The sequence below is a fragment of the Nocardia sp. NPDC023733 genome, from assembly GCF_040639775.1.
Lineage (GTDB): Bacteria > Actinomycetota > Actinomycetes > Mycobacteriales > Mycobacteriaceae > Nocardia > Nocardia rosealba.
This window is the reverse complement of record NZ_JBFAAN010000005.1, coordinates 155,745-168,740: the sequence shown is the minus strand read 5'-3', so window position 1 is coordinate 168,740 and position 12,996 is coordinate 155,745. Positions and strand designations below refer to the sequence as shown.

Annotated in this window: 13 protein-coding genes; 2 read left to right on the top strand and 11 right to left on the bottom strand. The window is 69.6% G+C overall.

Features of this window, described 5'->3' with window-relative positions; all coding sequences use genetic code 11:
• Positions 1–21 precede the first annotated feature (21 nt).
• Positions 22–1,632: a chaperonin GroEL gene (gene groL / locus AB0F86_RS21030; RefSeq protein WP_356984924.1), complete on the bottom strand. Its 1,611-nt coding sequence runs from the start codon at positions 1,630–1,632 to the stop codon at positions 22–24.
• 79 nt (positions 1,633–1,711) lie between these two features.
• Complete coding sequence (gene groES / locus AB0F86_RS21025; protein WP_067490891.1) at positions 1,712–2,011, bottom strand: co-chaperone GroES; 300 nt, start codon at positions 2,009–2,011, stop codon at positions 1,712–1,714.
• Between the two features lie 366 nt (positions 2,012–2,377).
• On the opposite strand from groES, the gene AB0F86_RS21020 reads away from it, so the two are divergent.
• On the top strand, positions 2,378–3,874 hold the full coding sequence (locus AB0F86_RS21020) for an Hsp70 family protein (RefSeq protein ID WP_356984925.1): 1,497 nt from the start codon (positions 2,378–2,380) through the stop codon (positions 3,872–3,874).
• Between the two features lie 11 nt (positions 3,875–3,885).
• On the opposite strand, the gene tsaD is transcribed toward AB0F86_RS21020, so the two are convergent.
• The 8 genes from tsaD to AB0F86_RS20980 form a co-directional block, all read right to left on the bottom strand.
• The gene (gene tsaD / locus AB0F86_RS21015; RefSeq protein ID WP_356984926.1) at positions 3,886–4,929 is read right to left on the bottom strand and encodes a tRNA (adenosine(37)-N6)-threonylcarbamoyltransferase complex transferase subunit TsaD; all 1,044 of its coding nucleotides are present in this window, start codon (positions 4,927–4,929) and stop codon (positions 3,886–3,888) included.
• A 52-nt stretch (positions 4,930–4,981) separates the two neighbouring features.
• A complete protein-coding gene (gene rimI / locus AB0F86_RS21010) occupies positions 4,982–5,497 on the bottom strand; it encodes a ribosomal protein S18-alanine N-acetyltransferase (RefSeq protein ID WP_067490895.1) in 516 nt (171 codons plus the stop codon).
• Positions 5,494–6,183 (bottom strand): tRNA (adenosine(37)-N6)-threonylcarbamoyltransferase complex dimerization subunit type 1 TsaB, encoded by a 690-nt coding sequence (gene tsaB / locus AB0F86_RS21005; RefSeq protein WP_356984927.1) that lies wholly within the window; start codon positions 6,181–6,183, stop codon positions 5,494–5,496. The genes rimI and tsaB overlap by 4 nt, the downstream gene beginning before the upstream one ends.
• 66 nt (positions 6,184–6,249) lie before the next feature.
• Positions 6,250–6,705 (bottom strand): tRNA (adenosine(37)-N6)-threonylcarbamoyltransferase complex ATPase subunit type 1 TsaE, encoded by a 456-nt coding sequence (gene tsaE, locus AB0F86_RS21000; RefSeq protein WP_356984928.1) that lies wholly within the window; start codon positions 6,703–6,705, stop codon positions 6,250–6,252.
• Positions 6,698–7,768: an alpha/beta hydrolase gene (locus tag AB0F86_RS20995; protein ID WP_356984929.1), complete on the bottom strand. Its 1,071-nt coding sequence runs from the start codon at positions 7,766–7,768 to the stop codon at positions 6,698–6,700. Before AB0F86_RS20995 ends, tsaE begins: the two co-directional genes overlap by 8 nt.
• Entirely contained in the window at positions 7,765–8,886 is a 1,122-nt protein-coding gene (gene alr, locus AB0F86_RS20990) for an alanine racemase (RefSeq protein ID WP_356984930.1), read from the bottom strand. The genes AB0F86_RS20995 and alr overlap by 4 nt, the downstream gene beginning before the upstream one ends.
• Positions 8,887–9,032: 146 nt before the next feature.
• A complete protein-coding gene (locus AB0F86_RS20985; RefSeq protein WP_356984931.1) occupies positions 9,033–9,164 on the bottom strand; it encodes a hypothetical protein in 132 nt (43 codons plus the stop codon).
• Positions 9,161–10,612: an NAD(P)H-hydrate dehydratase gene (locus AB0F86_RS20980; protein WP_356984932.1), complete on the bottom strand. Its 1,452-nt coding sequence runs from the start codon at positions 10,610–10,612 to the stop codon at positions 9,161–9,163. Before AB0F86_RS20980 ends, AB0F86_RS20985 begins: the two co-directional genes overlap by 4 nt.
• 72 nt (positions 10,613–10,684) lie before the next feature.
• Between AB0F86_RS20980 and AB0F86_RS20975 the strand changes: the two genes are divergently transcribed.
• A complete protein-coding gene (locus tag AB0F86_RS20975; protein ID WP_225281986.1) occupies positions 10,685–11,104 on the top strand; it encodes a cupredoxin family copper-binding protein in 420 nt (139 codons plus the stop codon).
• 3 nt (positions 11,105–11,107) lie between these two features.
• Here AB0F86_RS20975 and glmS read toward each other — a convergent pair whose 3' ends face one another.
• Positions 11,108–12,985: a glutamine--fructose-6-phosphate transaminase (isomerizing) gene (gene glmS, locus AB0F86_RS20970; protein WP_225281985.1), complete on the bottom strand. Its 1,878-nt coding sequence runs from the start codon at positions 12,983–12,985 to the stop codon at positions 11,108–11,110.
• Positions 12,986–12,996 lie beyond the last annotated feature (11 nt).

The window sequence follows — 12,996 nt, the reverse complement described above, 5'->3', positions numbered from 1 at the left end:
GGGGGCCTTCGTCATGTCAGCTCAGTGCGCGTGACCGTGGTGCCCGTGGTCGTCGGCCTCCTCGACCGGCTTCTCCACGATGGCGCTCTCGGTGGTCAGGATCATCCGGGCGACGGACGCGGCGTTCACCACGGCCGAACGGGTGACCTTGACCGGATCGACGACACCGTCGGTGAGCAGGTCGCCGTAGGTGAGGGTGGCGGCGTTGAAGCCTTCCTTGCCCTCGGCCACCTTGCTGACCACCACGGCGCCGTCGAGGCCCGCGTTGGTGGCGATCCAGAACAGCGGCGCCTCGAGGCCCTTGCGGACCACCTCGACGCCGACGGCCTTGTCACCGGTCAGCGAGTCACGCAGCTCCACGAGGGCGGCGGCGGCCTGCACCAGCGCCGAACCACCACCGGGGACGATGCCCTCCTCGACCGCGGCCTTGGCGGCGGCGACCGCGTCGTCGACGCGGTACTTGCGCTCCTTGAGCGCGGTCTCGGTGGCCGCGCCGACCTTGATCACCGCGACGCCACCGGCCAGCTTGGCGAGGCGCTCTTCGAGCTTCTCGCGGTCCCAGTCGGAGTCGGTGGCCTCGATCTCGCGGCGCAGCTGCGCGCTGCGGGCCGCGATGTCGGCCTCGGTGCCCGCACCGTCGATGAGGACGGTCTCGTCCTTGGTGACGACGACGCGACGCGCCTGGCCGAGCTGCTCGAGGGTGGCCTCGCGCAGGGTGACGCCGAGATCGGGGTTGATCACGGTGCCACCGGTGACGACGGCGAGGTCGTCGAGGAACGCCTTGCGGCGGTCACCGAAGAACGGCGCCTTCACCGCGACGGCCTTGATGGTCTTGCGGATCGAGTTGACCACCAGGGTCGACAGCGCTTCGCCGTCGACGTCCTCGGCCACGATCAGCACACCATTGCCGGACTCGGCGATCTTCTCGAGCACCGGCAGCAGATCGGGCAGCGAGCTGATCTTGTCGCGGTGCAGCAGGACGTAGGTGTCCTCCAGCACGGCCTGCTGGGTCTCGGGGTCGGTCTGGAAGTAGGGCGAGAGGTAACCCTTGTCGAACTGCACACCCTCGGTGACGACGAGTTCGGTCTGCGTGGTCGAGGACTCCTCGACCGTGACCACGCCGTCCTTGCCGACGGTGGTGAGCGCCTTGCCGACCATCTCGCCGATCTCCTCGTCACGCGAGGAGACGGTGGCGACCTGGGCGATGGCCTGGGCACCCTCGACCGGGGTGGCCGCGGCGAGCAGCACCTCGGACACCTTCTCGGCGGCGAGCGCGATGCCCTGGCCGAGCGTGATGGGGTTGGCGCCCGCGGCGACGTTCTTCAGGCCGGCGCGCACGAACGCCTGGGCCAGCACGGTGGCGGTGGTCGTACCGTCGCCCGCGACGTCGTTGGTCTTGGTCGCGACGCTCTTGACGAGCTGGGCGCCGAGGTTCTCGAAGGGATCCTCGAGGTCGATGTCACGCGCGATGGTGACACCGTCGTTGGTCACGGTGGGGCCACCGAAGGCCTTGGCAAGGACCACGTGGCGGCCACGCGGGCCGAGGGTGACCTTGACGGCGTCGGCCAGCTTGTCCACACCGCGTTCCAGTGCCCGACGAGCCTGCTCGTCGAACCGGATCTGCTTGGGCATTTAAAAGCTCCTGTGTTTTAACGCATTCCGCCCCGGGGTCACGAAGACGCCGGGGCGGAACGCTGGTGCGGCGTCGGCCTTACTTGGTGACGACGGCCAGGATGTCGCGCGCCGAGAGGATGAGGTATTCCTCGCCCTGGTACTTGATCTCGGTGCCGCCGTACTTGCTGTAGATGACGACGTCGCCTTCCTTGACATCGACGGGGATGCGGTCACCCTTTTCGGTGATCCGGCCCTCGCCGACGGCGATGACGGTGCCCTCCTGCGGCTTCTCCTTGGCCGTGTCCGGGATGACCAGGCCGGAGGCCGTCGTCGTCTCGGCCTCGTTGGCCTGGACGAGGATCTTGTCCTCGAGCGGCTTGATGTTCACGCTCGCCACGTTGAGCCCTCCACTTTCAGGGGAATTCGGTTGTCCGGAACTGTTGCCCCGGACCGGGTTCGGTTCAGCATGCGACCCTGCGCGCAGGCCCCGTCGTCGCGGGTGCCGGGACTCCGAGCCCAGTAGTCGTCGATGGCACAAGCACAGCTACACAGTGCCGACTAGCACTCTATACGCGAGAGTGCCAGCGCTCAAGGTCGGGTTCTGCCAATGTCGCATTATCGACACGCCCGCGCGTAATGGTGATCTTCACATCGACCGACTGAATCTGTAACGTTCGCATAACAGGCTGTGACAGAGTATGCATATCGTTCCATTCGAGATGGTCGGCCTCCATTGGAACCATCCGCTCGAAGGGAGGTGAACATGCGAACATCCCTCGGCATTTCCGCCGGGAACGAGGTGGTGTGCTCGGCTCTGGTCGCCACCGCTCCATCCGGCGAACAGAACTTCGACTACCGCGTCGTCTCCGCCGACGCCGCCCACTCCGACCTCGGCGACCTCGTGTCGTCATCGATCGAACTGATGACCAACCAGTTACCCGTGTCCCAGCAGCACATGGAGCTGGATGGCGAACCGCTCGGACGCTACTCCACCGGCGCGCACCGCCGTGCCGTCGCCACGCGCTCGCGCCCACCGACCAGTGTGGCCGTCGCCTACCGCAATCGCGAGCAGGCCCAGGCCATCCGGGCCGCGTGTTCGCACCACCGCGATCTGCGCCTGGTCCCCGAAGGCACCGCCGCGCTCGCCTATCTGCGCAATACCGGTCTTCTCGACCGGTATTCGACCGTGGCCGTGATCGACCTCGGCGCCACCGGCCTCACCGTCACCGTGGCCGACCAGTCCGACGGTACGGTCCTGCACACCGAACGTACTCCCACCCTCAGCGGCAACGCCATCGACGAGCTGATCTACCACCACCTCGTCGACCTGCACTACGCCCGGCGCGGGACCAGGCCCAACCGCCAGACCCTCACCAATCGCGGCCGCGCGGCCAAAGAACACCTCACCGTCGCGCCCGCCGTCACCATCGACCATGTGGCCGGGCAGCCACTGAAACTCACGCGGTCCGATTTCGAAGAGCTCATCGGCGGGCTGCTGCGCAATATCGCGGTGTTCTCGGGCTCGGTGTTCACCAGGGCGCCGAAGTACCCGGAGGCGGTCGCGGTGATCGGCGGCTGCGCGAACATCCCCAGCGTCGTCGACACCCTCGACGCGCGCCTGGACGTCCCGGTGGTCACGGTGCCGGATCCCGAGGCCGTGATCGCCAAGGGCGCGGCCCTGCTCGCCGACGCGGCGACACCCTCGGCTCTACAGGTGGCCACCCTCGGTGACGCGCCGAGCGGCACCTTCGCCAAGGTGATCGGCACGCTGGCCGGTGCGGTGGTCGTGGTCGGGCTGGTGATCGGTTACGGCGTACGGACCATCTCGCCGGATGCCCCCGACGTGACGCCCGCCGGCACCAGCAGCACCGTGCGCCAGCCGCCGTTACCCGTGGTGCCGCCGGCACCGACACCCACCTATCGAGAGAGCACCGACCGCACCGGGGTCACCGTGGCCCCGCCGGTCGTCGAGTCGCCCGCTCCCGCCCAGGAGCCGACCACCACGACTCCGCCGACGTCCACACCGTCGACCACCCCCGCGCCGTCCCCGTCGCCCACGACGACGGCACCGACCCTGCGCCCCGACCCGAACCTCCCGCAGATCCCCTACCCGGAATCGCCGGGCGGCATCAACAGCGGATCCGGTCGCGGCCAGCAGCGTCCGTCGACGCCGAACACCTCACCCACCCAGGCACCGGCCAGCGGCAGCCTCGTGGTTCCGCCGACAACAGGCGTAACCCCGCTCGTCCCGGTCGACTAGAACCAGCAGATCTAGCGCAGCGCGCTCACCGACACCGGGAGCCCCGGATCGGTCGCCACCGTCAGCTCGGCGGGTTGGGCGCCCGCGGCGATCACATGCGCGCCGAGGGCCGCGATCATCACCCCGTTGTCCGTGCACAGACGCGGCTTGGGCACCCGAAGGGTCAATCCGGCTGCGGCGCAGCGTTCCTCGGCCAGCGAGCGGATCCGCGAATTCGCCGTGGCACCGCCCCCGAGCACGATCGTGTCGACGCCGACATCGGTCGCCGCGCGCACCGCCTTCATCGTCAGCACATCGGCGACGGCCTCCTGGAACGACGCGGCGATATCGGGAATCGGCAGCTGTTCGGGCGTGATGCCCTGGCGCTGTGCGGCTTCCACGTAACGGGCGACGGCGGTTTTGAGGCCGGAGAAGGAGAAGTCGTAGCGGGCATCGCGCGGGCCGGTCATGCCGCGCGGGAAGGCGATGGCGCGCGGGTCACCGTCCTGTGCCATGGCGTCCAGCGCGGGGCCGCCGGGATAGCCGAGGCCGAGCAGCCGGGCGACCTTGTCGAAGGCCTCGCCCGCGGCATCGTCGACGGTGCTGCCCATTTCGGTGATGGGCGAGCCGAGATCGCTCACCTGCAGCAGATGCGTGTGCCCACCCGACACGAGCAGCGCCACCGCGGGCGGCAGCGGGCCGTGTTCGAGGGTGTCGACCGCGACGTGCCCGCCGAGGTGGTTGAGCGCGTAGAACGGCACGTCCCAGGCCGCCGCGTACGCCTTGGCGGCGGCGACACCGACCAGCAGCGCACCGGCGAGACCGGGCCCGATGGTGACGGCGAGCGCGTCCGGCTTGCTGATCCCGGCGGCTGCCAGCGCGCGGCGCATGGCCGGCACGATCGCCTCGAGGTGTGCGCGCGAGGCGATCTCGGGCACCACTCCGCCGAAGCGGGCGTGCTGGTCGACACTCGAGGCCACCTCGTCGGCGAGCAGCTCGACCGACCCGTCGGGGTGACGGCGCACGATGCCGACTCCCGTTTCGTCGCACGAACTCTCGATCCCCATGACGATCACGCCGCGACCCCGCTCACAGTCGATCCGATCCGGTAGGCGAATGCGGCGCCGTTCACGACAGCACCTCGTCCTGGCGACCGCGCGCGGCCCACTCGTCGGCCGCGGCGGTGAGTTCCGGACGCCGCATCGTGTACGCGTCCGCCCCACTCGGGTGGTAGTAGTTCTTGCGCAACCCGATGATGTGGAAACCGTGCTTGGCGTAGAGCGCGATCGCGGGCGCGTTGTCGGTGCGGACCTCGAGGAACACCGGGCCACCGCGCTCGGCGGCCGTCGCCAGCAGGGCCTCGAGCAGCAGGGTCCCGATCCCACCGCGATGACACTCCGGATCGACCCCGATGGTGTGCACCTCGGCCTCGGGATGGGCGTTGTCGCCGAGCAGCGCGATGCCCGCGTAGCCGACCATCGTGTCGTTCTCGTCGCGGGCGGTGATGTAGCGGTTGTGCGCCCCGGCCAGTTCGGACCGGAACGACACCGCCTGCCAGGGATCGTCCTCCGGGAACAGCAGGTGTTCGAGTTCGACACAGCGGTCGATGTCGTGCACGGTCATCGGGGCGATGCGGTAGGTCACGAGGCGCCCGCCAGGGTGCGGAAGCTGTTCTCCACGGCGTCGGGCCGACGCAGGTACAGGGGCACGAGCGCCTCGGGCACCACACCGGCCAGCAGGTCGGGTGCGGCGACGGCGACCAGGCCCGCGGGCGACGGCGTCTCGTTCGGCAGGACCGGCAGATCGAAGTCGTCGACGTGGGCGGCCGACCCGGCGATGGCGACGGCGTCGCCCATCGGTACGTCGGCGGGTTTGCACACCTCGGGCCCCGCCACCCGCGCACCGTCGAGGTAGCGCGCCCAGTACACCTCACGCCTGCGCGCGTCGGTGACCACCAGCAGTTCGCCGGCTTCGCGTTGTTCGCCCGCGCTGTCGGCGGCGATGGCGTCGAGGCTGCACACACCGTGCACGGGCAGGCCGAGCGCGTCACCGAAGGCGGCCGCGGTGGCCATGCCCACGCGCAGGCCGGTGAACGGGCCGGGCCCGATCCCGACGACGACGGCGTCGAGGTCGGCGCGGGCCACCCCGGCTTCGGCGAGGCATTCGAGGATCTGCGGGGTGAGGACCTCGGCGTGGGCGCGTGCGTCGACCTTCACCCGGGTGGCGAGGGTGGCCACGGCGGGTCGGGAGTCCGCGTCGTCGGCCGGTGACAGATGCACCAATCCCGCTGTAACGGCAGGTGTCGCGGTGTCGACTGCTAGTACGAGCATGATTGTCTCAACAATACCGGGTGGTATCCGCGACCGGCGCGCACTGGTGGATCGGGTCCGCGCGCGTCAGCCGATCCATTCCCAGATCGCCGTGCGCACATCGGATTCCGGTTCCCGCTCCAATTGCACGCGCAGATGCCGGTCGGCGAGGTGTTCGACCACTCCCTTGCCCCACTCCACGACGACCACCGCGTGGTTCAGGTCGGTGTCGAGGTCGAGGGAATCGAGCTCGTCGAGGTCGCCGGCGAGCCGGTAGGCGTCGACGTGAACCATCGGCACCCCGGGCGAGCCGTCGGGCCGCTGCCCGGCGCGGTGGGCGCGGGCGATGATGAATGTCGGCGAGCTCACCCGTCCCTGCACACCGAGACCTGCGGCGATGCCTCTGGTCAATGCGGTCTTGCCTGCGCCGAGCGGGCCGTCGAGCACCACCAGGTCGCCGGGGCGCAGTGTCTGCGCGAGTTCGCGGCCGAGTGCCTCGGTGTCGTCGACGGACGGCAGGACGCGGGTGCGTGGGTCAGCCACCGACGGCCTCCCCGCCGAAGCTCTCGGCGCCCGCGCGGGCGAGCAGCCGGTCGAGCGCGTCGAGGGCCACCTGCGGGAACTGCAGGTGCGGCATGTGTGCTCCCTCACCGATCCTCACCAGCTCGCAGTTGGGCAGTGCCTCGGCGAGCAGCCGCGAGTTCTCGAACGGGATCACCATGTCGTGCGCGCCGCCGAGGACGAGCACGGGCAGCTTGTTCAGTATCGGCAGCGCGGCCGATTCATCGTGTAGCTCGATCGTTTTCAGGAACTTCTCGACCGTGGCGACGGGTGTGCGGTCGATCATCATGGTGGTGAATCGCGACAGCGTGGGACTCACCGGCCCGTGGAACGAGCTGACGTGCAGGATCGGCGTCACCACGTGCTTGCTCGCCGAGCGCCCGAACTGCACCAGCGCGGGCGCCGACCGCACGGCCAGCCCGAAAACGCCGAGCGCTGGATGCCGCAGCAGCTGCAGCACGCCGGTCGAGGTGACCTCGGCAGCGGCGGTGTTGAGCAGGGCGACCCCGACCACCCTGGTGGCGAACAGTTCGGGGAACTGCGCGGCCGCCGCGAGCACCGCCATCCCGCCGAGCGAATGACCGACGAGCACCACCTGCCCCTTCGGCGCGCAGGTGCGGATCACGGTCGCCACGTCGCGGCCGAGCTGGGCGATGGTGCAGCTGTCGGTGCTCGGCGTGCCGGAGCGGCCGTGGCCGCGCTGGTCGAAGAACACCATCCGGATCCGCGGACCCCATTGCTGGGCCAGGTCGCGGCGCTGGAAATGGAACGAGTCCATGCTGTTGCAGAAGCCGTGGACGAAGACGAGCGTCACCTCGGCGGTGTCGTCGCCGTAGGTGCGGGTGGCCAGCGAAACACCGTCGTCGGCGCGGACCTCACCCGGCTCGTCCTCATCGATCAGGGCGAAGTTCTCATCGCGATACTCGTCACGTTCGGCGGGCCAGCGCACCCGCGCGCCGATGCGGCGCAGCGTGTGGGCGAGCGCGAGGGCACCGAGCACGCCGGCGGTGGCGAACCCACCGCGCACCACCTGACGGCGCCTCATCGACCGGTCCCCACGTAGCGACGGACCGCGCGACCGCGCGGCGAGCACACGATCTCGTAGTCGATGGTGTCGAGCAGCCGCGCCCAGTCCAGGGCGTGCGGGTGTCCCGCGCCGCCACCGAACAGCACTGCCCGGTCGCCCGCGCGCACATTGCCGACGTTGTCGCCCAGGTCGACCATGAACTGGTCCATGCACACCCTTCCGACATTACGGTGCAGCGCGCCGCCGAGCCACACTTCGAAACGCCCACTGAGCGAACGGAACACGCCGTCGGCGTATCCGGCGGGTACCAGGGCGACGGTGGTGTCGCGCGGCGCGATCCACCGGTGCCCGTAGGACACCCCCTCCCCGGCAGCCACCCGTTTGACCAGGGTGACCTCGGCCTGCAGGGTCATCGCGGGCCGCAATCCGAAGTCGCCCAGCTCCGGGATCGGTGAGAGCCCGTAGACCGCGATACCCGGCCGGACCAGGTCGAAGTGCAGGTCGGGGCGGGTGAGGGTGGCGGCCGAGTTCGACAGGTGAACCAGCTCGGGCTCGAGGCCGTGCTCCTTGGCCAGCGCGATGGCCTCGAGGAACCGTTCCCGCTGCCGGTCGATGCCGGGGTTGCCCGGTTCGTCGGCGTGCGCGAGGTGGGAGAAGATGGCGCGAAACCGCAGCACACCGTTGTCGACCAGGCTGCGCAAGGCCGCGAGGACCTGGGGATATTCGGTCACCGCGACACCGTTGCGGTTCAGTCCGGTATCGACCTTGAGCGAGACCGTCCCGGCGCGGCCGACCCGGCGCGCGGCCTGCTCGACCACCCGCAACTGCTCGAGCGAGGACACCCCGATCTCGACATCGGCCACGATCGCGGCGCCGTAGTCGGCGTCGATGGTGTTGAGCCAGCACAGGATCGGCGCGTCGATCCCCGCGGCCCGCAATTCCAGCGCCTCGGCGACCGTGGTGACGCCGAGTTCCCGCGCGCCCGCCCCCAGCGCGGCACGCGCGACCTCGACGGCACCGTGGTTGTATCCGTCGGCCTTGACCACGACCATCACCCCGGCGTCGCCGGCGAATCCACGCAGCACACGCACGTTGTGAGCAATGGCGTCGAGGTCGATAACCGTCTCCACTTGCACTGTTCCGCCTGCCTTTCCGCCTCTCCGGGACTTTTGGCCAGACTCGGGCTCGGAGCATCATGGGACGCGGCAAGCTTGTGAAGCGTGGCCGGGGCAGCCCGTACCCGGTGAGTTACCCATGTCCGCGCTTCCGCCTGCCGTCGACTCTAGGCCAGCAGTTCTGCCTTCCCGCGACGCAGGGCGGTTCCGCCCCACAGTGACGTCAGCGCGGCTTGCACGAAGCCGACGGTCGCTACCACCGGCGGGTCTTCGATCGCCTCGCCGAGGGCGACACTCAAGTTGCCTGAGTGTCGCGGGTCGGGGCGAGTTCCCGGAGTAGTCGCACCGCCGGCCGGACATGGTTGAGCAAAGGGGTCGCCGAGATGGGTGCGCCTGCGGTTTGTGAGTCGTGGGCGGCCAGGTTGGCGGCGAGGGCGTGGACCCGGGCTGCGGCGGCCGCGGCCCAGGTCGGGGGTTTGCCCGCGGCGAGCAGGGCGCCGATGATGCCCGCGAGTACGTCGCCGGAGCCGGCGGTGGCGGCCCACGATGCGCCCGCGTCGCTGACCAGGGTGGTCTCGCCGGGGGTGGCGATGATGGTGGCGCGGCCCTTCAGCAGTACCGTCACGCCCCATTGCTCGGCGAGGGCGCGGACCGCTGCCACCCGGTCAGGATCGGGGCTGGTGCCTGCGAGGCGGGCGAATTCCCCGGCGTGCGGGGTGAGGACGGTCGGGGCCTGCCTGCCGCGCACCAGGTCGGGTTCGCGGGAGAGGATGGTGAGGCCGTCGGCGTCGACGATCACCGGCAGATCCGTGGCGAGCACCCGGGCGAGATCGTCCCGCTTGTCCGTTCCGGCACCGGGCCCGAAAACCCACGCCTGTACCCGGCCCGTCTCCTGAATACTCGGCGCGGCAACGACTTCCGGGAGTTGGCGCACCACCTCGGTGTCGCTCCCGGCGTACCGCACCATTCCCGAGGTGGCCGCCACAGCGGCACCCGTGCACAGCACCCCGGCGCCCGGATACTCCGCGCTGCCCGCGCAGACGCCGGTCACGCCCTGGGTGTACTTGTCGTCGAACGGTCCCGGCACTGGCCATCCGGCGCCGACTTCGGCCGGATCGAGTTGCGCCAGCGTGGCATTGGCCGGCCGTAAGCCGATGGGCACCAGGATGATTCGTCCGCAGCGTGCGGGTTCCAGCGCGTGTACCGGTTTGTACGCCCCGAACGTCACTGTCACATCAGCCCGCACGGCGGGTCCGTCGACAGCCCCGGTGTTCGGGTCGACACCGCTCGGCAGATCGGCAGCGATGATCGGAACGTCAACGGCGGCAACCATTTCCGCTGCAGCGGGCCGCAAAGGCCCCTTGCCGGAAATTCCGACGATCGCATCGACCACCATGTCGACTTCGCCCAGCCGATCGACCACCCGCCCACCGGCGCGCCGAAAGGCACTGAGCCCCTGCGCATGCGCGCGCTCGGGATTCAGCAGCACCGCCTGCACCGCCACCCCTCGCCGCCGCAGCATCGCACCGGCCCACAACCCGTCGCCCCCGTTGTCACCCGACCCGACCAGCACGCCCACCGAACGCCCGACCACTCCCCCTGTGCGCGAACGCAATTCATCGGCGACCACCCGCGCCAACCCGAACGCCGCGCGCCGCATCGGCACACCGTCGGGTCCCCGGGTGAACAGTTCCGCCTCGGCCGCCCGCACCTGATCGACGGTGAAATAGTCACGCCGAGCAACCATCGTTCGCCTCCCGCCTGCGCCCGCGCGGGCCACGACCGTCCCGCGATCGTTCGCAGACTACGCTGCACAACCATGTCGATGGTTCGTCACCGCGCCGCACGGGTTGCCGCCGGATTCACCGTGGTCGCCGCCCTGCTCGCCGCCGGTTGTTCCGGCGACGCGGACAACGCCGCCACCACCACAACCCGCAAACCCCGCCCGGTCAGCACCACGACCACGCCGAGCGTCCAGGTGGACGCCGCCCTCACGGTCGAGGTCAGCGACATGAAGTACAGCCCGGCCCAGGCGACGATCAAGGTCGGTCAAACCGTCACCTGGAAGTTCTCCGACAAGGCACCCCACAACGTGCAGGGCATCGGCGACAAGGCGATGGGCATCAACAGCCCCATCATCGACAAGGGCGAATGGTCCTACACCTTCACCCAGCCCGGCACCTACCGCTACCTGTGCTCCCTGCACCCCGACATGCGCGGCCAGATCACCGTCGAATAGGCCCTATTCGACGGTGACGGACTTCGCCAGGTTGCGCGGCTTGTCGACGTCGTAGCCGCGCGCTTGGGCCACCTCGGCGGCGAAGATCTGCAGCGGAACCGTCGACAGCAACGGCTGGAACAGGGTCGGGGCGACCGGGATCTCGATGAGGTCGTCGGCGAACGGGCGGACCGTGTCGTCGCCTTCCTCCGCGATCACGATCGTGCGCGCCCCGCGGGCCTGGATCTCGCGAATGTTGCTGAGCAGCTTGGAATGCAGCACCGCGCGGCCCTTCGGCGACGGCATCACCACGATCACCGGCAGACCGTCTTCGATCAGCGCGATCGGCCCGTGCTTGAGCTCACCCGCCGCGAAACCCTCGGCATGCATGTAGGCCAGTTCCTTGAGCTTGAGCGCACCCTCGAGCGCCACCGGGTAACCCACGTGGCGGCCGAGGAACAGCACCGTCGGCACATGCGCCAGCTCGCGGGCGATGGCACGCACCTGCGGCGCGGTGTCGAGCACCCGCGCGATCAGCTTCGGCATCGACTCGAGCTCGGCGAACTCGCGGGCCACCTCGTCGGGATACTTGGTGCCGCGCGCCTGCGCCAGCGCCAGGCCGACCAGATAGTTGGCGGCCACCTGCGCCAGGAACGCCTTGGTCGAGGCCACGCCGATCTCGGGCCCGGTGCGGGTGTAGATCACCGCGTCGGACTCGCGCGGGATCTGCGCGCCGTTGGTGTTGCATATCGCGAGCACGCGCGCCTTCTGCTCCTTGGCGTGGCGCACCGCCTCCAGCGTGTCGGCGGTCTCCCCCGACTGCGAGATCGCGACCACGAGCGTCGACCGGTCCAGCACCGGGTCGCGGTAACGGAATTCGCTGGCCAGCTCCACTTCCACCGGCACCCGCGTCCAGTGCTCGATGGCGTATTTGGCCAGCAGACCCGCGTGGTAGGAACTGCCGCACGCCACCACGAACACCTTGTCGAATTCGCGCAGTTCCTGGTCGGCGAGGCGCTGTTCGTCGAGCACGATCCGCCCGCCGTTCTCGTCGACGACGAAATGCCCGATCAGGGTGTCGGCGACAGCGGTCGGCTGCTCCTCGATCTCCTTGAGCATGAAGTAGTCGTGGCCGCCCTTCTCGGCGGCGGCCAGGTCCCAGTCGATGGTGAACGGCCTGCTCGTCACGTCGGAATTGCCGTCGAAGTCGGTGACGGTGTAGCTGTCGGCGGTGATAACGACGGCCTGGTTCTGCCCGAGTTCCACCGCTTCGCGGGTGTGCTCGATGAACGCGGTGACATCGGAGGCGATGAACATCTCGCCCTGCCCGACCCCGACGACCAGCGGCGTCGACTGCCGGGCCGCGACGATCGTGCCCGGATGATCGGCATGGGTGAACACCAGCGTGAACGCGCCGTCGAGGCGGCGAAGCACGGCGAGCACGCTCGCGGTGAAGTCACCGGCGGTCGGCCCCTCGGCGTACGCGCGCGCCACCAGATGCACCGCGACCTCGGTGTCGGTGTCGCTGAGCAGCTCGATCCCGGCGTCCTCCAGCTCGCGACGCAGCGGTACGAAGTTCTCGATGATGCCGTTGTGGACCACGGCGAGCTTGCCGGATGGATCGCGGTGCGGGTGGGCGTTGCGGTCGGTCGGCGCGCCGTGCGTGGCCCAGCGGGTGTGCCCCATTCCGCTGGTCCCGGCAAATTTCTCCGCGCCCGCCTCGTCGAGTTCGGCTTCCAGATTCGCCAGCCGCCCCGCCTTGCGTTCGACCGCGAGACCCCCGTTGCCGTCGAGAATCGCCACCCCGGCGGAGTCGTAGCCCCGGTACTCCATGCGACGCAGCGCGTCGACGACAACGCCGAGCGCATCCCGGTATCCGACGTAGCCAACGATTCCGCACATGGTCCACCACC

What these genes read in the sequence shown, in the direction of transcription:
- groL (WP_356984924.1), bottom strand. Translation starts at nt 1,632, where the DNA reads ATGCCCAAGCAGATCCGGTTCGACGAGCAGGCTCGTCGGGCACTGGAA.
- AB0F86_RS21020 (WP_356984925.1), top strand. Translation starts at nt 2,378, where the DNA reads ATGCGAACATCCCTCGGCATTTCCGCCGGGAACGAGGTGGTGTGCTCG.
- tsaB (WP_356984927.1), bottom strand. Translation starts at nt 6,183, where the DNA reads ATGCTCGTACTAGCAGTCGACACCGCGACACCTGCCGTTACAGCGGGA.
- AB0F86_RS20995 (WP_356984929.1), bottom strand. Translation starts at nt 7,768, where the DNA reads ATGAGGCGCCGTCAGGTGGTGCGCGGTGGGTTCGCCACCGCCGGCGTG.
- AB0F86_RS20980 (WP_356984932.1), bottom strand. Translation starts at nt 10,612, where the DNA reads ATGGTTGCTCGGCGTGACTATTTCACCGTCGATCAGGTGCGGGCGGCC.
- AB0F86_RS20975 (WP_225281986.1), top strand. Translation starts at nt 10,685, where the DNA reads ATGTCGATGGTTCGTCACCGCGCCGCACGGGTTGCCGCCGGATTCACC.
- glmS (WP_225281985.1), bottom strand. Translation starts at nt 12,985, where the DNA reads ATGTGCGGAATCGTTGGCTACGTCGGATACCGGGATGCGCTCGGCGTT.